Here is a 20,797-nt window from a genome sequence, read left to right as displayed (position 1 = left end):
CGATGAAGTTTTGGCATAAAATTTATTTGTCTTCGATTCTATCCTTCGTTTTTATCTTTAATGCTGCCTGTATCATGGTCATTGAGAGAAATCATAGCAAGATGCTGCAGCAGGAAATCAACAGCGGTATCAGCCAGAACATGAACATTCACTCTAGTGTCAACGCGATCGTTCCGACTCTTCGCATCTATGATTCCATTGATTACGAGAAAACCGTGTTAACGAATATTGCCAAAGAATTTGTCGAGAAAAACGTTGATCAGCACACATACATGGATATTATGAATGACAAGGGGCAGTCTATCTTCAGCAATATGGACTTTAAGATGCCATCGCAGCGCGAGGAATTGGACAAACTGGCCGCGGATGAAATCAAATATATTTTGAGGGATATCGACGGACGTACTTTATTGTTTACAACGAATATTACGGATATCAATCATAAAAATTATGTGTTCACCTATATCAAAGACATTTCTTTTGTGTATCAGGAGCGCCTGGCTCAGTATAGCTTTTTCATTAGAGTGGATATGGCCGCAGTTTTACTCTATATGATTATTATGTTTTTCATAAGCAGAGGACTGACAAAACCGATCAAACAACTTAACCAAACGGCTCAAATCATTGCAAAAGGAAATTTTTCGGAACGTGTGCAGCTGAAATCAAAGGATGAGATTGGCGTTCTGGCACGTAATTTCAATGATATGGCCGCCGTTGTCGAGGATAAAATCAATGAGCTGGAGCTGCATAATCAAGAGAAGCAACGATTCATTAACAATTTTACTCATGAATTAAAAACACCGTTGACATCAATAATCGGATATGCGAATTTTCTTCGGATATCCAAGTACAACAAAGAGCAGCTTCTAGACGGACTGAATGTGATTTACTCCGAAGGAAAACGGTTGGAGTCACTTTCGTTGAAACTGATGGATTTGATCCTGCTTCAGGAGGATCAATATCAATTAGAAAAACATGATCTGGTAGCAATCATTGCTGAGATTAAATCTACGATGGAGTTGAAAGCTAGGGAGAAGCACGTTACGATTGCTATCGATTGCGAAAAAGGCAGTCTGTTGTTGGAAAAGGATTTGATAAAAATCGTGATCTTCAATCTCGTGGACAATGCACTCAAGGCATCTGCTGCAGAACAAATCATTACGATTCGTGCATACTGGTGCGGCAGTCGATACGTGCTGGAAGTCATCGACCAGGGTATCGGGATTCCCAAAGAGCATCAAGACAAAATCTTTGAACCGTTCTATGTGGCGGATAAAAGCAGAACGAGAGGAAACAATGGAGCGGGCTTAGGCCTTTCTATATGTCAAAGCATAGCTCGTATACATCATGCCATCTTTGAAGTGAGTAGTGAAGAGAATCAGGGTACGACATTCAGACTCATCTTCGATCAAGGAGAACGAGAAGGCGGGGGGATACAATGAACAAGCTCAGCTTTCTTATTATTTTCGCTGTGTTCATGATCTTAACGACGGGTTGCGGTGGATTCTATAACAGCATCGAGAAGGACAAGGTCATGGTTAAAAAAATAAGCAATGAGCGAGAAAGCAATGAAGTGAATTACGAAGGCGTGCTTTCACAAGAGGCCGTGAAAACATTAAGCATAAATGCGGTCAACAAGTATTTCAATGAACAATTAACGTTGAACCAAGTTCAATTTGAGCTAATGGCGGCAGATCAAAACAAGTTGAAAGAGCTGGTCGAACAAAACATTGCCTCGCGTGCATCTCAGAAGGATAGGGAGGATGCCAAAACAGAGTTGAATAATATTCCCGATGGCCTGTACTATGTTACGATGACCATAACTCCCACTCGCAAAAAAGGATACGATATCGTATTGAATGCAAGAGATGGCAATGTCCTGAAAATCTCTAATTTCCAGAAATCGGACTACCAAACAACAGTAGATATAAATAAAAATATACCTTCTTCTAAAATAACTGAAACCTCGGGCAAGTTTATTCAAGATAAGGAAGGTTACTCTTTATCAGATTTGAGTGCGGATTTTGGCTCGTTTAGCTCGGCAGATGAAGCAGAGATATATTACAGGAGTAAGAAAGACAATTCATTGAAATATCAAATTACAGTTAATTTAACCAGCATGAAAGTTACAGGCTTCAACAAAGATCTGATGGTAATGCTCAAGAATTATCCGAGATCGCCTGTCAACCTTCAAAACCAAGACTAGCTGCATAAAGCAGCTAGTCTTTTTTTGTGCGTGCGGACTATTTTCAACAATTACAACTTCATTACAACTCCATCTCACTTATCATATATCGCAGTTTTATACTGTCCATATAAGCGAAGTAGTGATAGAGAGGAGATTTAAAAAGTTGTTTAACCTACGGAGAAGTTTTAACCTTCCTCAGACAGCGCTCACCAATGTCAGGCTATAAACAATGCTATATGACGGGGATTTGATGTAATCACAAGGACGGTTCTGAGGAAGACGCATCCGCAGATTGCAACCAGCCATAGGGATCGTTGCTGCCTGCCTATATTTCTTGCATTGACAGGTACCGGGGGATCGACTGCATTTAGTGGAGATATCTGGTCAATTTTTAACTTATGGTCCGCAAAGAACAGCGTTCATCTGTAACGGGATGGAGCCCAGGCCTATGCTTCATATCTTGCTCAATCTATTCGTAATAGCGATAGATGAGCAAGGGCAGAAACTCACAATATTTTGGAATTTGAAAGGAAGTTTACCCTATGCCCAACTGGATTCGAAAATCGCTGACGGAAATTACTATAATCGGCAGGGTTCAGCGGTCTGATCCGCTCGTTTCATACAACAACATGGCAACAACGACTCCGTTATGGATGAAGAGCGACGTTCGATGTGCTGATTTGGACCATTCAGGGCAACAAGATGGGGTTGCATCTAGGATCACGCTGCCGGAGGAGGAATCATCCGATGGATGGGATTAATTTCGGTCGTCGTCTCCTTCGAGTCTTCCGTTCCGACGGATCATATGCCGCTTTGTTTTTGATTCCGAGCGTAGCGGGAGTGACCTTGTTTTTTTTCCTGCCCTTTGGAATCGGCTTTTATTACTCGCTAGTGGATACGCCGATCGACGGTAAGCTCGTCGGTATCCGCAATTATATCGATCTGCTCAGCAACAATTCGTTCAAACGAGCGTTATGGAATTCGTTTTTATTCACCGCATTATGCGTACCGATCAATATGATACTCTCCCTTCTGTTGGCAGGCTTGCTGAACGGCAAGGTGTACGGGCAGCGCTGGTTCCGCTTGTCGTTCATCTCGCCGCTCGTCATTCCGGTCGCTTCCGTTGTGCTGATCTGGCAAATTTTTTTCGAACGGAACGGGACGCTGAACGGCTGGCTGGAGGCTTGGGGGATGGAGCCGGTTGATTGGATGGACAGCGAGTCGGCAATGTTCATCGTCATCTTGATCTATATTTGGAAAAATGTCGGTTACAACATGCTGCTGTTTTTGGCGGGCCTGCAGAACATACCGGAGCATCTTTATGAAGCGGCCCGCATCGATGGAGCGGGGCGATGGCGCCAATGGCGCTCGATCACCATCGTTTATCTTACCCCGACGACCTTCTTCGTGTTCGTTATGTCCATCATAAACTCGTTTAAGGTATTCCGAGAAACGTATATGCTTGCAGGGCCTTATCCGCATCAAAGCCTGTACATGCTCCAGCATTTTATGAACAACATGTTCCAGCAGCTAGATTATCAGAAAATGACTTCTGCGGCGTTTCTGATGGCAAGCGTAATTGTTTTGATGGTTCTTGTTTTGTTTACCGTAGAACGCCGATTCAATCGGTGGTTATAAAAGGGCGACTCGATGCCTTGGAAGGAGAGTGGAGCCGAATGAAGTCAGGCGAAATTATGCTGCGCGGGAAATTTGGCAGCAAATTATATAAAGGAGTGTTAACTGCATTCCTGGCGCTGCTTGTCGTCGTCTTTGTTTTCCCAATCGTGATGACAACGATCCATTCCTTCAAAACGCCTAGTGAAATAAAAAGCGAGCTGAAGCCGATTATCAAGAGTTCCGATGAAGAGGAGCAAAACAATCAGCAGTCAATCGGGGAAGAGAACAAGTACGTCCAGCTTAAGCTGATCCCGTCAAAAGCGACGTTGAACGCCTACTACGACATTCTGTTAGCTCAGCCGCAGTTTTTGATGCTGTTCTGGAATTCCATGAGGCTGACGGCGCCGATTGTGGCCGGGCAGGTCATCCTATCGGTGCTAGCCGCATACGCCTTCTCCCAGCTCCGCTTCCGCCTTAGGGAGCCGCTGTTTTTCGCTTATATTGTCGTCATGCTGATGCCGTTCCAGGTTACGCTTGTGCCGAACTATATTATGGCGAATTCACTTGGTTTGCTCAATTCGGAATGGTCGATTATTCTGCCGGGCATGTTCAACGCATTCGGGGTGTTTCTCATGCGGCAGTTCATGCAGGTTGTTCCCTACAGCTACATTGAAGCAGCCCGCATGGACGGAGCCGGGCATTTGAGAATTCTGCTTACGATTGTGCTGCCCATGTGCCGATCCGGAATAGCCGCGCTTGCGGTTCTGGCCTTCATCGACAACTGGAACATGGTCGAACAGCCGCTTATTTTTCTGAAAGATGCCATTAAACAGCCCTTGTCCGTATATCTCGCTTATATCAGCGAGGACGATATAGGCCTCGCGTTCGCGGCATCAGTCATCTACATGCTGCCTGCGATTTTGCTTATGCTTCATGCGGAGAAGGAGCTTGTCGAGGGTGTACAGCTTTCAGGCGTTAAAGGATAGAAAGGAGAATCGATATGGAAGCTGCAGTTTTAACCGAAGAGAGATCCTCCGGCAAATCAAAAAAAAGAAAAACGGGTGGAATCATGGTCGCATTTATTTTAATGATGCTCGTGCTTACGTTATTTTCCAATACGATCCTTGAATACTCTCTACCCCGGGTTTCAGCTGCTAGCCCGACCTTCGGCAGCCTCATCTTCACCGTAAACGGCTCCGGCTCGGTTGAGGCGGCGGAAGAGGTCAAGGTGATATCCGAGAATGGCGCTTGGCCGGTGAAGAAAGTGGAGGTGGAGGTCGGAGACAAGGTCAAAAAGGGCCAGGTGATTGTCCGATTCGATACGTCGGATACGGAAGAGCAGATCGAGACGGAGCATCTGAACTACGAGAAACAGCAGATCACTCTAGAAAAGCTGCAGACCAGCTATAAGGAAGCGAAGCAGGCTGCGGATGACAAGCTGGCAGCCGGATTTGCCCGCGATATCGAGAGCGCCAAGCTCGATCTGGACGCCCAGAAGCGCAAAGTCGACCACCTGAGAGAGGAAATCAGCAACTACGCGGTGCTGACCTCCTCGCAGGAAGGCGTTGTCTCCGAGGTTCTCGCCACAGTTGGCGCGCTTGTCTCTCCCGGGACTGCTGTTGTTAATCTCCAAGTAGCAACGACAAGCTTCGAGTTCAAAGCCGATGTAACCAATGAACAGGCGAAACGCTTGAAGGCTGGAGATCTCGTTAAAATTACGATTCCAAGTCTGGACGATGCCGAATTCGAGGTCAAAATCCAGTCCATTCAAACAAAAAAGCTCGACCAGCCGGAAGGCCCGCAGAACAACACTCCAGGCGGAGGCCTGCAGCAGACCGCGGATCAGAAGGAAATGGTGGCTGTTATTAAGGACAAGCGACTTGAAGGGGGTGAGGCCGGGGATTTCGAATGGACAAAAGAAGCAGGTTCAGAGGAGGATGGTAAAACACTCGTTCCAAACAGCGCAATTCGGGAGAGCAATGAAGATGGGAAATTTGTCTACCTCGTTTCCGAAAGAGAGGGCTCTCTCGGCAAGGAGTATTTCATTCGCAAGGTCAAGCTGACCGTTGAGGAGTCTGATGCGGAATACACCGTGGTCAAGGACGGGATCGGTCCGTCCGATAGGGTAGTCACTTCCAGCAATAAGCCGATTGAGGAAGGCAAGAGGGTGCTGGTATCCAACGGAGACGGAACGGAGTGAGGATAATGCGTTTAGCTACTTTTCTGGTGGCCATCGGCATGTTTCTGATGTGTTTCAGCAGCGTGTTCTCCGAAGCCGCCGTCATGGCATGGCAGCAGTCGGGCGGGACGATCGGCTCCGAGCGGATTAATCTGCAGGTGCAGGCAAGCTCTGTTCCGGGTCAAATCGGGATTGCCGGCTACACCGACCAAGAGGTGAATAAGCTGATCGAGTCCTGGAATGGAAAAGCGGCTTACTCCATAAAAGGAAGTTTCCCTTTGAAGGCGGATAACCGCCAGAAAGAGGTTAACACTGCCGGAATCGGCGGGGATTATAGCGACTTTACGTCCATCTTGCTGGATAGGGGCAGCATGATTTCAAAAGCGTCTATTGAACGCAGGGATCAGGTCGTTGTCATTAGCGACAGCCTGGCCGACTACCTGTTCGGCTCTGCGGATGTTTTGGGCAAAGAGCTTTTTATCCGAGACAAGAAGTTTCGAATCATTGGCATTTACCGTTCCGAAAATAACCTGATGGAATGGATCACCAAGGGTGTCAGGCCGGAGGCGCTGCTGCCGTCAACCGTATTTGCCGATTTAAGCCCGGAATCTCGGGTAGGAACCATTTTGCTTGAAGCGTCCGGGGATGCGCTGCTGAACGGGGAGGCGGAAGTCCATAAAGCGTTGATGGATAACAACCTGTCCGTTGAAACTTACAAAATTCGTATCGGCGAAAAAAGCTTAAGGCTGATTCAGCAGCTTCCGCGCTTGCTTCCGGCGCTGACGGGTATTCTCACTCTTGTACTAGGTCTGATGTGGATGCGGAGAATCGCCGGTGGCACATACAGCCGAATGAAGCTGGCGCTGCAGATCGGCGACTCCAACGAGGTAATGAAACGGGAAAGGTTTTATATGCTGAAGCAGATGCTGTCATTTTTTGCAATTGGCGTCAGCACAGCCGTGTTAGTGCTGCTTGCTCGATTTTCTTTTTTCATCCCTGCTGAGTATATTCCCGGCCGATGGATTGATCTGAGCTTTTTCAAAACAAAGCTCTTCCAGCATTGGCAGGAGCAGCCCGCTTTATTCGGACATATGCTTCCCTATCAATTGATGGAGGACCGGCTTAATTCCTATATCCCGGTTGTGGCAGCAATCGGCTTGCTGCTTGGCTTACCCTTATTCCTGCTTGGAATTCGAGAATGGAGAATGATCGCCCTCCCCTCTTCAGATCGATTTATCCGTTTGTTTTACTGCATCGCTGCATGTTATTTGGTGGTGGGTCTAGCCCTGCTGCTGCTTGGCTTGCCACAGCTTATTTCGCCCGGCTTATGGGGTTCACTGTTCGGATTTAGTTTATTCATGGCAGCTTATAGGCAGCCGAATCGAAAGGATGATTATGTTGAGCATTAGATGGAAGATTGGCAAAAAAGGTATAGTCTTATGTATTCTGGCAAGTGCAGTTGCCTTATCGGCCTGCAGCTCGGGATCCAATACCCCGGCAGCGGGCTCTGCCAGCGGTTCTCAAAGCGCGGAGCAGGGTTCAGGCGAGAGCAGCTCGGGATCCAATGTCATTACCGTATCGGTCGTTACGTCCAACCGATTACTGGAGCTGGCGAAAGAGAAATATGAAGCGGCCAATCCCGGCGTTACGATTGAATTGAAACAATCCTACGAAACTCCCAAACCACAAGGCGGGGCTATGGCGCCCTCGCGTCCGGTCGGATACGATCCGGCTGCAGTGGAGAAGCATGTCACTACCGTCAATACGGAGCTGATGAACGGCAATGCTGCCGATCTTATTATGGTTGATTCGCTGGCGTATACCAAATACGCTGATAAAAATCTGCTGGTTGATTTGCAGTCTTATATGACAGAAGAAAAGGGTTTTAACGACGAAGATTATTACATGAACATTTTTGACGCGCTTAAATATAAGGATGGCTTGTATGCGATTGCTCCAAACGTCGTTCCGGATATATGGTTTGGGAATAAAAAACGGATTATTGACTTGGACCTTGATCCGAATTCATGGACCTGGGCTCAATTTTCCGAAAAGCTGGGAGAGCTTGCCAAGCAAGGCGAAGATCCAGTTGTACAATACGTTGTGCCTGAATATTTCACCAGTGAAAGAGTTGGTGAAAATATCGACAAGTTCATGAACCTGAACGAGAAAAAAGCCAGTTTTGACAGCCCTGAATTCATCGGTTTGCTGAACGAAATCAAATCCTATTACGACAACGGGATTCTTCAGGAACCTGAATCATACGGAACCAGATCGGGCAAAGCGGGCGAGAGTCTGAATTTGAAGGAAGCTTTCGTTAAATCCAAGCTGCAACGATTCGAGTCGCTTAACTTTGGGAAAATGCTGTTCGCCGACCCACAGGTGTTCATGCCGCCTATAGAGGACGGCGGCAAAGGTAATTCATTTCGAGTAGGCATGCTGCTTGCGATGAATGAAAAGTCGAATAATAAGGACAAGGCATGGGACTTCCTTAAATTTCTTCTATCGGAAGAGATGCAATCAGAGCAGGATTTGCAAGGTCTGCCGGTCAACAAAAAAACCGCCGAGACGCAAATCAGAGCGCTTGAGACAGCGGGAGAGAATAAGCTGTCAACGGAAGAAGTCGCAAAAGCGAAGGAGATTATACCTCAGTTGGCGCGTTATGGCGGAATCGAACCCAAAATCAACGACCTTGTGATGGAAGAAACAGTACTATTCTTTAAAGGCGAAAAAACTGCTGAGGACGTAGCCAAAACACTACAAAACAAAATTACACTGTACATGGAAGAATAATCATATTGGCCAATGACTTCAATGGGTCACGGGCAAGTCAACACCGGACGGCAATCTATTTAAACGAACAGGTTGATGAATGATGAAGCAGCCCACATCGTGCCTGCTTCATGTTTCAAGAAGAGGGAAATCGAAAATTGATTTCATTCATTGTTTTCAACTGGAGGTATCTTTATGTACAAGCCAAGAAAGACGTATGTGGCCATTCTGTTTAGCGCTGCGGTATTAATTCCATTCACGGCCAATGGAGTTTACGGGGCATCCATGTCAGCTTCGTCCGTTTCCAAGTCTATTACAGCAGCGTCATTGTTCACGCTGGATGAACTCGCCCCGGTCAGTTTAAAGCGCAATGTCACCGTGAAACTGATGGATATGGACATTTTTGCACAGCCGAGTGGGAATATCCTCATATATACACTTCGTTACAGTAACAGTAGCGGAAGTAATGTGGATCTCATTGATTATTTCTCGGAGGTTACCACGACAGGCGGATCGACCATGCAAGGCAAACCTGTTTCGAGTGACTCAACCCCAAAGATAGTGCCTGCAAAGAGGAGCATATCCATAACGTACTATGTGAATATCGGCAAGTCCACAAAGACAAGCGGAGTGGAGGTGTCCCTATTCGGGTGGGATTTCAGCAGCAGTAATTACCAGAAAAGATTGGGGAGTTTTACGATCCCTAACCAATATTCATCCATCGTTCCAATAGGCCAAAGCAAGAAAATTTCCATGAATAACCTGCCTGTCCTGATCAGGGCGGAAAGTCTGCAGAAAATGGAATACAATGGGAAGGTATACATGAAGGTAGGGGTCAGTCTCACGAACGGGGGGACGAAGGTACTGGAAGATCTCGGTTATAAGGCATACTTGAAATCAGCTGGAGGTTCGATATTTGAGCTCTTGCCAGATGAAACCAGCAGCCGTTACCAAATCAAGCCTCGGGAGAAGAGAATGATGTACTATTGGACGGAGATTCCTTCCTATGTGAAAACGGATCGTATGATCCTTCAATTTGCCCAGGAAGAGGCAGTCTTGAATATAAATCTCCCGGTCGGATCCTTCAAGCTTCCTGCGGCAGCCCCTGACAATCCTGTAGCCAAAGGCCAGGGCATTAAGATCATGATGGATCAGTTGCCTGTAATGACCAGGGCAGAGAGTTTACAGAGACTGAAACTGAATGGGAAGGTGTACATGAAGGTAGGGGTTAATCTCTCTAACAGGGGGACGAAGGTGCTCGGTGATCCCGGTCATAAAGTATACCTGAGAACGGCAGGAGGTTCGGTATTCGAACTTTTGCCTGAGGATGAAGTTGATACGGAAGGTCTTTATAAGATACAGCCGCAACAAACGAAAACCATCTACTACGTGGCAGAGGTGCCCTCCAATTTGAGAACCGACAATATGATGCTGCAATATACCCGTCAAGACGAAGTCTTGAAGATGAATCTTCCAGTAAAAACCTTTAAGCTCCCGGCAGCAGCATCTTATGTTCCCGTAAACGAATATGGCGTCAAGAAAATTACGATCAACCATCATTCAATCGAAACACAGCTGAAAAACGCCTCGGTCTATACAGAGAACGATTCTGCAAAATGGAGTCTTCAATTCCGTATGAAAAACATCGGTGAAAAATCCATAACGATTCCCGCTTATGAGTTGTCCATCAATGCTTCCGAAGGGTACAGCATTCCAGTAAATAGCAGGGCACTTGCTAACCTTACCTTGAAGCCACTGGAGGAGAAGATCGTTGAATTAAGTGCCGATGTGCCCTTACATCTGAAACAAAATGCGCTGCAGCTGCAATTATCAGAACCTGCTGTGACGGATAAGATTATATTTCCTACTGCGTATTATAAAATTCCTTATGCCCAGGAAGGAAAAAACCATTTAGGATTAGAGAGCATTGTCGAGAACCAGTATGGCACGTTCGGGGTAAAGCTCAGTTCCTATCACCGGCTGCCATGGACGGATGAAGATCAAATTGCAGCTAAAATCAGAATTCGAAATACGACATCATCGTCTGTGCAACTGCCAGTCCTTAAAGCCCAGGTGAACGCGGGAATGCGGGATCTCAGCGGCACTACCCAAATCGTCGCTCCGAACGATATAACGGTACTTGCTCCTAATGAAACGGTGGAACTATATGTGCTGACCAAAGTCCCGTACTCTTACCATTTCAATCAGCTAAGGATTGTACTGCAGGAAAATACGGGAGAGGATGCTGTTAAATTTCTTACTTTGAATGCGAGCGCACTTGATTATGAAATGGCTCATGTTGCTGCAGGCGAGTCATATCAAATCGATACGATAGGCAGGAAAGCGGAAGTCCGCGAACGTCTAACGACCGTCTACCGTGACGGCAGCTCAAATCTGATATATACGGAATTGGCCATGACCAGCGCAGAAACACGTCAATCCAAGCCATCGCAGCTGGTGGCTTACTACAAAACAACTGAGAATCAATACTATGAAGCCGAAGTTACTCAATCGTCCAACTCAGTAAGCCCTGGCGGAAAAAATCTGGTCACCGTGTGGAGTGAAATTCCGCTGGATGTGAACACTTCACAGCTTGTCTTGCATATTGGGGAAGGCGTAGCCGACGGCAAGCTGACGGAACCAGGCAAGGAGTCAACGGGATCTATTAATACGATTGGATTAGCCCTTAGTCCTGGAATGATTCAGCCTGCGACAAATTTAAGGAATGTGGAATTGTTCCCGTATAACCTATCCATTACGAGAGCAGAGGGGACCCTTAGCGAAAGTAAGGTTGCTCTTGATTTTATTTACGACCTGACTCTAAATCGCGAATATAACGTGGGATCGTACGATCATAAACTTATCCTGGAGATGATAGACCCGCTAGGGAAAGCCATGGAAACATCATTAACGCTGGGAACCGACCTTACGATAGGCAACCATAAATCATATTCCATAACGTTCAACAATAACTTCCACAAGGTGTTGAGCGGAGGGACGATTCGAATGAATCTCTACGATGAGTTCCAAGGCCGTAGAGTACTGCTGGGAAGCCAGTCGTATCCACTAATTACGGAAGCAAATCAAGCCGATAACGATGGGGGTGAGGGACGATTCTAAAAGAGTTATAACATATGCCATAAAAAAATAGCCCCGCTGTTCAATAAGAGCAGCAGGGCTATTATCCATTTAATTAATCAGGGTTTAGCATTTTTCCAATACGTATAAGCATGAACAATGCTTCCGGTATAGGAGGTAGAATCCTTCAATAATTCAGGCAGCTTCGCAAGTTCTGCCTCCATGTAGGCTGCGCCTTCCTCATAGAAGGTAATATGGTCGCCCTCATGGCTCTCTTTGATCTCCACTGAGATCAGGAGCGGCTTGCCGAGTTCATCCGCAAACGCGATTTCTTCTCTGGATACCGCGATGATACCGTTAGACCCTTCGGCTGAATCCCGGAAGGCCATAAGGGATACATGATCCATACGATTTATCATCCATTTGCTGAGGGATATGTCTTGGCCCGTCACTTTATACTTATCCAGCCAAACGGCCATATCCATGCTGGCTTCCAGATTGGAGTCCTTCTTCAATTCCGTAACAAAGGCGTCCAGATTCGCGGTCCATTCGGATATGACCTGCTGCGAATCTTCCTTCCATGCTGGCAGCACATAAGGCTCAATGTCCAGATGAATGCCGTGAAAACGTTCATTGCCTTCCACGGCACGATTATAATTCTTCACGTAATTGACCAGTCTGAGCATTCTGGGCCTGTTCTCTTCAAGCGCCCATATCGGATGGCCGCCCATAGCATGAACCTCGATGCCGGCCTCTGCCGCTTCTTTGACAAAAGAGGAATAAGAGCTGTAGGGCTGCTCCAGATCCAATCGGACATAGAGCCAGTTCAAATTCTTTTCTTTGGCAAAATCAAGAATCTCCCGGCTGTTCTGCACCACTTCATGGGCTTCCCATATGTAAGTGCCTCTTACCACCGGATCCCGGGTAACAGGATCCGCATCCGGGACGCGTTCGCCTTCTCCCGGGTCAGGATCCGGATCAGGTGTTGGGTTTCCTCCTCCAGGGGGGATAACCTCTCCATCCGACATGCTCTGCCAGTTCCGTATATCGTGAATAGCGATTCCACCAAAGGACTCGTAGGAATCGAGCACGCTGGACAGATGCTCCAGCTTTTGATTCATTCTCTCTTTTCCATGTCCATAAAAGGTAGTATGGGCCTGACCGGGCATCTCTTTGGTATTAACCCCAATGAGAAGCTGCTTCCCAAGCCTGCCGGCAAGCTCAAGCTCATCCCGCGTCAGGTCGAGGATACCGTGCTCGGATTCCACCTGATTCCGGTACGCCATCACTGTCACATGGTCAAATGCACCGATCAGCCATTCATTAAAGCCGACTCTGTTTGGCAAAGTATAATGATCAAACCAGAAGGGGATATCGATTCCAAGCTCTAATCCCATTCCGGAAGCCTGGCTTAGGAACAGCGTTAAGTTTTGTTCCCAGGCCGCGATAATCTGATCCTGCGCGGTTCCCCACTCAGCAAGCACATAGGGTTCGATATCCAGATGAATTCCGTCAAATCGGGCGCTGGTTGAAACTTTATTATTATAGTCGTTAACCCAAGTAACAAGACCGAGCATATCGTTGCGATATTCGGTCAATGCCCATCGGGGGTCTCCTCCCAAGGCATGCACCGCAATCTGCGCGTCATGCGCACGCTGTATAAACGCTTCATATGTTTCTGCTGGCATCTGACGATTGATCTGCAGGTATATCAGATTTATTCCTTCTTCACGGGAAAAATCCAGCAGTTCTTCTCCGCCATCCTTGATCAGATCGGTTTGCCATATCCAAGTTGCTTTTACCGTAGTACTTTCTCCGTATGCCGGGGTTTGAAGCCCCACCAGAAGCATGACAACCAACAGGCCGGCAAGATTCTGGTAACCTTTCACCTTCATGTTTTCCCTCCGTTTCTCTGTGAGAACTCCACCCATTCTCTATTTAGTAAACGGAGTTATTATAGCATTGATGTTTCAAAAAAAGATGAGCCCTTGTTCTTACGGGACAAGCTGAATTCCACGCATCGAACGGATGATCGGTATAAAAGGAACTACTTCTAATTTGGAATTATCTTACTAAATGATATAAATTATATGAATATTAACGATTTTAAGGCTAACTGCTCAGGAATAAAGTTGCGGTTTGCAGTCTTGGTCTGCCCTGGTGTCACAATTTGCAGTAAAAAATTTCATGCTGCCTTGAATATTATGGTTACGATCGATTCCATAGAATTTGGCTTGTAATAAAAGGGAGACGATAATCCTGCTTTATAAGATTGTGCCCTGCTTACCGAAGTAATGCCCTTGGCGTTTCACATAGATGATGATGGTGATGAGCATGACGAATTCCGAGATCGGAACAGCCAGCCACGCCGCTTGAATCCCGAATAAGGCGGGAAGGATCGATAAGAAGATAAGCAGGAAAAAGATTTCTCTGCCCGCCGTGATCCATGCTGCCATTTTCACCTTGCCGATCGATTGGAAATAGGTCATCATAATAAAGTTTATTCCCATAACAAGATAAGCAATGAAGAAAATACGAATCCCTGAAGTGGCCATATTTTGAATATCTGCTGAGAAATCGCCGAAGATATTCACAATGGGGGCTGTGGCTATTTGACCGATCATCGTAAAGGCTGCCCCCGTACCTATGGCAGTCCAGGTCGCAATTCGAACCGTTTCCCGCTTTCGATCATGCTTCTGACCACCATGATAATAACTGACAAGCGGCTGAATGGCAGAACCCATGCCAAGGAACAGCAGAAGCATAATTCCGTGCACATAATTAACAATCGAGAAAGCGGCAACACCCTCGGTTCCGGCAAGTCTGGAGAAAACAATGTTGTGGGCTATGGTGAAGACGGAAATACCCAATTCCGCAAGAAAACTCGGGAAACCGAAAGTGAGCGTTAGGATAAACAGCTTTTTATCGAAGCGGAATTTCTGGAGCTTCAAATTGCTGCTCTTTTTGAAAAAATGAGTGCCTAACACCAAAAGCCCCAAGAAGGCTGCGGCGATGGTGCCGAAAGCAATCTCGCGAATGCCAAGCTCAAGCACGTACAGAATGACAAAGTTAAAGATAACATTGGAGACGGCCGTAACGATAAGGGCCAGCATGGCGAGTGTTGGATTCCCGTCGTTACGGATGAAAATGCTCAAGGCATTTTCCAATGTGAAGATAAATCCGAGTGTAAGAAAGACATTCATATAGTCCGATGCGAATGGAGCCGTTTCCGCGTTGGCTCCCAGTAGATAAACGAGCTGACCATGGAATAAAAACGCGATGCCACCAACAACGATGGTAAACAATAAGATGAGCGTAACGGAATGGGTAAAAATGAAGCGGGCCCGATCCGGGTTCCTTGCGCCCATGCTCTGGGAATAAAGGGTTGCTCCCCCGATCCCGATCAATATCGACATCGCGACGAAGATTGTATATACCGGCCCGGAAATATTGACTCCTGCAAGAGCCGCGGCACCAAGCTTGTTTCCAACCATGATGCCGTCCACAACGATGTTAACGGCCATTAATACCATCCCGACTAAAGAGGGGATCAGATAACGCAGGAATACCTTCCCTGTTGACTGTGTATCAAGAATATTCTGTTGCTGTTGCTCCGTGGTTGACATGATGTACTCTCCTAATTCATTGCGAATAACAATTTGATTTATTTTGAAATGCCCCGCCAAAAGACGGTCCAAGCCGATTCTAACTTCTCATTAATTCGCTCCGGGCTTGAATCATATACCAATTCAATCATCAGAGCGTCGACAATGCCCATAAATGCACTGGCGGGAATGCGGGGTTTCTCCACAAATATTTGCTCCTTGCTCATCCATTCTGCGAACTTCGCCTCCAGCATCTTCCGCACTTGATCCTCTATGGCGAGGACTTCATTTCCGATCAGGTGATAGAGGTGTTCCGGAGGAAAGAAGGAGATGCGCAGCCAGAATTTCATGCGCTCATCCAGCTGAAACAGCTCCTTGACCATAACTAAAAACGCATACAACGATTTTTCTGGTGACGGGTCCTGCCGATTGTTGAAAAACGTTAGCTTTGTTTGCAGTTCAACTTCGCCCGCATCTCGCAGAACCTGCAGAAACAAATCATCCTTGTTTTTAAAATGAGAATACAGGGACTGTTTTTTCAGTCCAACTTCCTCAGCTATTTTTGAGAGAGAAGCTCCTTCATAACCGTGAGTCGAGAAATGCTTGAGCGCTGCTTGCTTAATATCGTCACTTTTCAATCGTATCACCTTCCCTTACGAACGTTCGTCAGTAATCATAACAAGTGTGGGATGAAAAAGCAAGAATGACCCAGGGGCGCTCCGTATAAAGCCTGGAATTCACGTCCATCCTAGAACTAAAACCGGAGGTAAGCGATTTGATTAATTTGGAATCGAGGCTTGAGAATATCGAAGACCGTTTTGTGAATATCGACACCTATTTATGCAAGCATGATTTTACATTGGCCGGCAATTGGGATTACAAGCATGGCTATCTGGATAAGAGGCTGGATCAGGACCGGATGGTGTGGCTTCGGATTCCATTTCGCGTAACCAAGGGGAGTCTGGATGGTGAATGCGGAGGATGTCACGCGACCATCAAACTCGGACGCCCGTTCGTGTTCCGTCATATTTACAATAAAGGCACCGATAAGCACGCAGCACCTCATCTGTTAGGTGCCCTATTTGATCAATTCCAATCACCGATCGACCCTGACGCGACTGTGGATGATATGTGGGTGGAGCAGGCTCGAAATGTGCTGAACGAGGTAGAAACAGGGTATCTGCATTAATGTAAGGTTACGCTAAGAGATCAAGCTTGCTTGGTCTCTTTTGTACGTTTGAAGCTGTTGCCGGTGACTTCGATCTTCAAATATGATAAACTCCGTACAGATAAGTTCGATTATCCGTTCGTATATATAAGGATTTAGTGATAAGGTGAGGCTGCTTATTATACAGAGGTGGTGGGAGCTTGAATTATCGGAAAGCAAGCATGGATGAAATCCATCAATTGATCGAATTAAGGAAAAAGCAGTTAATTGATGAGGGGATAGAGCCTTATCAGAATATCGATGCAGAATTGCTATCTTTTTTTAACCATAAAATGAGTGATGGTTCTTTGATAGAGTGGATCGTAGAGGATAACGAAGAGATCATTGCTACGGGGGCCGTCATGTTCTATGACTTCCCGCCTTCATACTCGAATAAGAGTGGCAAGAAGGCTTATATTACGAATATGTATACGAGAGAAGATTACCGCGGACAGGGGATTGCAACCAGGATGTTATCTATACTAGTGGATGAGGCGAGAACAGCGGGGATTTCGAAAATATGGCTCGGTGCTTCCAAACTAGGTAGGCCGGTATATAAGAAGTTTGGTTTTCAAGATACGGATGAATGGCTGGAACTCAATCTGCAGCCTGATAATTCTTCGGGATCATAACCGCCATCATGTACATTATAGGCCTTTCTCTTTGCAGTTATGGGAAAACCGCTCCATGGTCTTGGAGTGGTTTTTTTGCGTTCCATGAATGGGGTACAGTCTGCATCTCTTTGATAGAGGAATTCATTGACTTACTAAGGGCCTGGAACTACAATGAACATATAAATGATAACGATTCTCAGTTCAAAAGGTTGGAGAAATAGGGATATGAAATCATCAGGTCATCACAAAGAACGATTGCAAGTTCCAATCCTTAAAAAAGATCATGTACATATTCGGTAGATAGTTTACAATGATAATGATTATTATTATCATATTGGGTACGAATCGATCAATGTGGACGGAGAGAAGGGGTTCAAATCTATTGTTATGAGTGGAAGTAGACATATCATCTTTATCTTGCTGTTATTCGCTGCATTGCTGGGCTTGGGGCTTACCCTGTTCATGTCTGTCTCCTATGGCGCTAAAGATCTCACCATGGGCACGGTATGGTCTGCCGTCATGCATTACGATGCGGAATTGACGGCGCATCAGATCGTTCATGAGATCCGATTGCCACGCGTATTAGGCGCAGCAATAACCGGAATGGCATTCGCCGTGGCTGGAGCAATCATGCAGGGGGTAACCCGCAATCCCATGGCCGACACCGGCATTCTGGGCATCAACGCGGGTTCTACCTTCATGGTGGCGTTATGCTTTGCATTTTTACCGAATTTGTCTTATTCGGCCTTGATGGCTATTTCATTTGCAGGGGCAGCTATGACTACTGTTTTTATCGTGCTGCTGGGTTCGCTAACGCCAGGCGGCCTGAACTCTATTCGGTTAACGATAGCGGGAGCTGTCGTTGCCGCTATACTCCAGTCGTTAAGCACGGGTATTGCGATTTATTTCGCTTTGAGTCAGGACCTGGCTTTCTGGTATGCAGGAGGTGTAGCCGGTGTAACCTGGTCCCATCTCAAGCTGCTGGTACCTATCATTTTGATTGCAACGATATGGGCCTGCATGATGGGGCGATCCATCAGCTTTTTGTCACTAGGGGATGAATCCGCGACCAATTTGGGCGTACGAGCCAGCAGGGTTCGTTTTCTCGGAATGACTGCTGCAGTTGTACTAGCAGGAGCTTCTGTGTCAGTCGCGGGATCGATCGGATTCGTGGGCTTAATTGTCCCCCATATCGCCCGCAGGCTTGTGGGAGCGGATTACAGGAAGATCATCATGCTCTCGGCCATTCTGGGCTCCATATTGCTGGTATGGGCTGATTTTGCCGCACGTATGGTCAATCCGCCAAGAGAATTCGCAATCGGGGCCATGGTGGCCATGGTCGGCGTTCCTTTCTTTCTTTATCTTGCGCGTAAAGAGAGGAGTGATCTGTAGTCATGGATGAAAAGGCCATATTCCTCTTAAGAAGAAAAAGAACAATCCGTGTTGCGATTGTCTTGCTTGGTGTAGCCTTAACCGTCATCTTGATCAGCTTGAACACGGGGACCATCCGGCTGTCGCCTACCAGTGTTCTGAAGGCTTTAATTGGTTATGGCACGGCGGAGGAGAGCATGATTCTGTACGAATACCGTCTGCCTCGAATTATCATTACGATGCTGGCGGGAGCCGGCCTTGGCATTGCCGGTGCGGTATTTCAAGGTGTTTCGCGGAATACGCTGGCTGATCCGGGTGTCCTAGGGATTAATGCCGGGGCGGCATTTGGGTTGATTGCCTATATCTCATTCTTCCGTTCACTGGATGGACCTGCCGCACTGATGATTCCGCTGTTTACGTTTGCGGGAGGAGCCGTCATTGCACTGGTAATATTTTTATTTGCATACGACCGCTATAGGGGGCTGCTGCCCATTCGACTGATACTGGTCGGAATCGCCGTGTCTGCAGGTGTTAGTGCGATGACGCTGCTGCTCTCTCTTCGATTAGATGAAGATACATATGCCTTTGCTGCCCGCTGGCTGGCAGGCAGCGTCTGGAGCAGAGATTGGGTAAACGTCTGGGGATTATTTCCATGGATCGTTGTACTAATTCCAATCATATATTATCGTTCCGCGACGCTTGATCTGTTTACATTGGGCGATGAAACGGCAGCAAGCCTCGGAAGTGCCGTTACCCGAAGCCGGTTGATCCTGCTTGCGCTTGCCGTGGCTTTGTCCTGTGCCAGCGTATCGATGGCCGGAGGCATTGGCTTTATCGGTTTAGCAGCGCCGCATATAGCCAAGCGGCTCGTAGGTCCGCAGCACCGACATTTTCTGCCCATAGCGGCCATGACAGGGCTTGTGATCTTGGTCGCTGCTGATACGATCGGCCGCTCCCTGTTTCAGCCTAATGCGGTGCCGGCAGGGGTTGTCGTAGCCGCAGTCGGGGGACCTTATTTTCTATATTTATTGTTCACAACAAAATAAGTACAACTATAACTAACATTACATACGGAGGTATAGATTGATGATGAAGAAATGGTGCGGGACCCTTGCTATTATACTGTGTATAGGAATATTGTCTGCCTGCGGCGGACAAGCGTCAGAGGCAGTGAATACCTCAGCCAGCTCATCTTCGGCGCAAGAAACTGGGGATAGCGGTAAAGCCGGGGAGAAGGATTCGGTCACGCAGGTTGATCCGAATGCCAAAATCGCTTCGATGTCGATACACATGACGAATAATTTGCTGGCGTTAGGAATTAAGCCTGCCGGATCTGCCATTGGAGGCGGAGTAGGGGACTTTCTGCCGCATGTGGCGCATCTTCTTGAAGGCAGTGCGAAGCTTGGCGTAGTCGGGGATTCCGACATGGAGGCTGTGTTGGGATTGAAACCGGATTACATCTTTATCGATGAGCATTTCGGTGGTGAGGAACGCTCGAAGCTGGAGAAAATTGCGCCGGTGGTTAGCACCAATCTGGATGAGGGGACAATGGCAGGATCATCTGAAACGCGTTGCGGCCGTTGTTGGGCGTGATAAAGAAGCGGAAGCTTTCATTAAAGAATACGAAGAGAAGGCGGATCAGGTTAGTAAATTGATAGCAAGCGAATTGGGAGAAAATGCTACAGCGATGGCAATCCGGGTATCTGCCAAGGAGATCCGGGTGCAAAGTGCAGGCAGGCCGGTTGGACCTATTATGTTCCAGGATTTGAAGCTGAAGCCAGCCAACGGCGTTGAGAAGATTTCTGCCTCAGAGCCGTACGCTGTCATATCCAAGGAAGTGCTCCCCGACTTTGATGCCGATGCGATTTTCCTTATCGTAAACAATGATGATAATGCCAAAAAGGTTTATGCCGAGCTGGAAAATAACCCGCTCTGGAAAAATCTGAAGGCCGTAAAGAACAATCATGTGTATACGCTTGACGGTCAAAAATGGTTGGACTACTCTTCACTAGGTCAGAGCATGGCCATGGACGATGCAGAGCAATTGTTTACGAAGTAATAATTCCAGTGGAACCTATACTTTACGGGGGTAATGAATTCGTATAAGCTTTTATAGGTAGATAGAAATGACACGTGTAGCGCAGAGCGCGGGAGCCATCCCGCTCT

General features: G+C 46.9%; 16 protein-coding genes and 1 pseudogene. 14 read left to right on the top strand and 3 right to left on the bottom strand.

Annotation, left to right across the window (positions count from 1 at the left end):
• Positions 1–2 precede the first annotated feature (2 nt).
• The 9 genes from B9D94_RS15780 to B9D94_RS15740 all read left to right on the top strand — a co-directional run bounded on the left by B9D94_RS15780 (position 3) and on the right by B9D94_RS15740 (position 11,876).
• The gene (locus B9D94_RS15780; RefSeq protein ID WP_148247457.1) at positions 3–1,442 is read left to right on the top strand and encodes a sensor histidine kinase; all 1,440 of its coding nucleotides are present in this window, start codon (positions 3–5) and stop codon (positions 1,440–1,442) included.
• The gene (locus B9D94_RS15775) at positions 1,439–2,206 is read left to right on the top strand and encodes a hypothetical protein (RefSeq protein WP_036642722.1); all 768 of its coding nucleotides are present in this window, start codon (positions 1,439–1,441) and stop codon (positions 2,204–2,206) included. The genes B9D94_RS15780 and B9D94_RS15775 overlap by 4 nt, the downstream gene beginning before the upstream one ends.
• Before the next feature lie 524 nt (positions 2,207–2,730).
• Positions 2,731–2,949, top strand: coding sequence for a hypothetical protein (locus B9D94_RS15770; protein WP_076151053.1), 219 nt, complete (start codon positions 2,731–2,733; stop codon positions 2,947–2,949).
• Positions 2,936–3,826 (top strand): carbohydrate ABC transporter permease, encoded by an 891-nt coding sequence (locus B9D94_RS15765; protein WP_148247456.1) that lies wholly within the window; start codon positions 2,936–2,938, stop codon positions 3,824–3,826. Before B9D94_RS15770 ends, B9D94_RS15765 begins: the two co-directional genes overlap by 14 nt.
• Positions 3,827–3,864: 38 nt before the next feature.
• Complete coding sequence (locus B9D94_RS15760; protein WP_216642868.1) at positions 3,865–4,791, top strand: carbohydrate ABC transporter permease; 927 nt, start codon at positions 3,865–3,867, stop codon at positions 4,789–4,791.
• Positions 4,792–4,805: 14 nt separating this feature from the next.
• Positions 4,806–6,005: an efflux RND transporter periplasmic adaptor subunit gene (locus tag B9D94_RS15755; RefSeq protein WP_253806168.1), complete on the top strand. Its 1,200-nt coding sequence runs from the start codon at positions 4,806–4,808 to the stop codon at positions 6,003–6,005.
• 5 nt (positions 6,006–6,010) lie between these two features.
• Positions 6,011–7,393, top strand: coding sequence for an ABC transporter permease (locus tag B9D94_RS15750; RefSeq protein WP_148247455.1), 1,383 nt, complete (start codon positions 6,011–6,013; stop codon positions 7,391–7,393).
• Positions 7,383–8,777 (top strand): ABC transporter substrate-binding protein, encoded by a 1,395-nt coding sequence (locus B9D94_RS15745; RefSeq protein ID WP_164762867.1) that lies wholly within the window; start codon positions 7,383–7,385, stop codon positions 8,775–8,777. The genes B9D94_RS15750 and B9D94_RS15745 overlap by 11 nt, the downstream gene beginning before the upstream one ends.
• 174 nt (positions 8,778–8,951) lie before the next feature.
• Positions 8,952–11,876, top strand: a complete 2,925-nt coding sequence (locus B9D94_RS15740; protein WP_148247454.1) for a hypothetical protein — start codon at positions 8,952–8,954, stop codon at positions 11,874–11,876.
• 77 nt (positions 11,877–11,953) lie between these two features.
• Here the strand turns inward: B9D94_RS15740 and B9D94_RS15735 are convergent, their stop codons facing one another.
• The 3 genes from B9D94_RS15735 to B9D94_RS15725 form a co-directional block, all read right to left on the bottom strand.
• On the bottom strand, positions 11,954–13,729 hold the full coding sequence (locus tag B9D94_RS15735) for a hypothetical protein (RefSeq protein WP_036642711.1): 1,776 nt from the start codon (positions 13,727–13,729) through the stop codon (positions 11,954–11,956).
• A 369-nt stretch (positions 13,730–14,098) separates the two neighbouring features.
• Positions 14,099–15,460, bottom strand: a complete 1,362-nt coding sequence (locus B9D94_RS15730; protein WP_148247453.1) for an MATE family efflux transporter — start codon at positions 15,458–15,460, stop codon at positions 14,099–14,101.
• 38 nt (positions 15,461–15,498) lie between these two features.
• Positions 15,499–16,086 carry a TetR/AcrR family transcriptional regulator gene (locus B9D94_RS15725; RefSeq protein WP_268745148.1) on the bottom strand — a complete coding sequence of 196 codons (588 nt, stop codon included), beginning with the start codon at positions 16,084–16,086 and terminating at the stop codon, positions 15,499–15,501.
• A 128-nt stretch (positions 16,087–16,214) separates the two neighbouring features.
• Between B9D94_RS15725 and B9D94_RS15720 the strand changes: the two genes are divergently transcribed.
• The 5 genes and pseudogenes from B9D94_RS15720 to B9D94_RS15700 all read left to right on the top strand — a co-directional run bounded on the left by B9D94_RS15720 (position 16,215) and on the right by B9D94_RS15700 (position 20,690).
• The gene (locus tag B9D94_RS15720) at positions 16,215–16,628 is read left to right on the top strand and encodes a YugN-like family protein (RefSeq protein WP_006210025.1); all 414 of its coding nucleotides are present in this window, start codon (positions 16,215–16,217) and stop codon (positions 16,626–16,628) included.
• Between the two features lie 179 nt (positions 16,629–16,807).
• Complete coding sequence (locus tag B9D94_RS15715; protein WP_063479403.1) at positions 16,808–17,278, top strand: GNAT family N-acetyltransferase; 471 nt, start codon at positions 16,808–16,810, stop codon at positions 17,276–17,278.
• A 369-nt stretch (positions 17,279–17,647) separates the two neighbouring features.
• The gene (locus B9D94_RS15710) at positions 17,648–18,652 is read left to right on the top strand and encodes a FecCD family ABC transporter permease (RefSeq protein ID WP_036642706.1); all 1,005 of its coding nucleotides are present in this window, start codon (positions 17,648–17,650) and stop codon (positions 18,650–18,652) included.
• A 2-nt stretch (positions 18,653–18,654) separates the two neighbouring features.
• Positions 18,655–19,677: a FecCD family ABC transporter permease gene (locus tag B9D94_RS15705; RefSeq protein ID WP_148247452.1), complete on the top strand. Its 1,023-nt coding sequence runs from the start codon at positions 18,655–18,657 to the stop codon at positions 19,675–19,677.
• 43 nt (positions 19,678–19,720) lie between these two features.
• Positions 19,721–20,690: pseudogene (locus B9D94_RS15700) on the top strand (ABC transporter substrate-binding protein).
• The last annotated feature ends 107 nt before the right edge of the window (positions 20,691–20,797 follow it).

This window comes from Paenibacillus sp. Cedars (assembly GCF_003184205.1).
In the GTDB taxonomy this organism is placed as follows: Bacteria; Bacillota; Bacilli; order Paenibacillales; family Paenibacillaceae; genus Paenibacillus_AQ; species Paenibacillus_AQ glucanolyticus.
The sequence above is the reverse complement of the archived record's forward strand: the minus strand, read 5'-3'. Positions and strand labels throughout refer to the sequence as shown.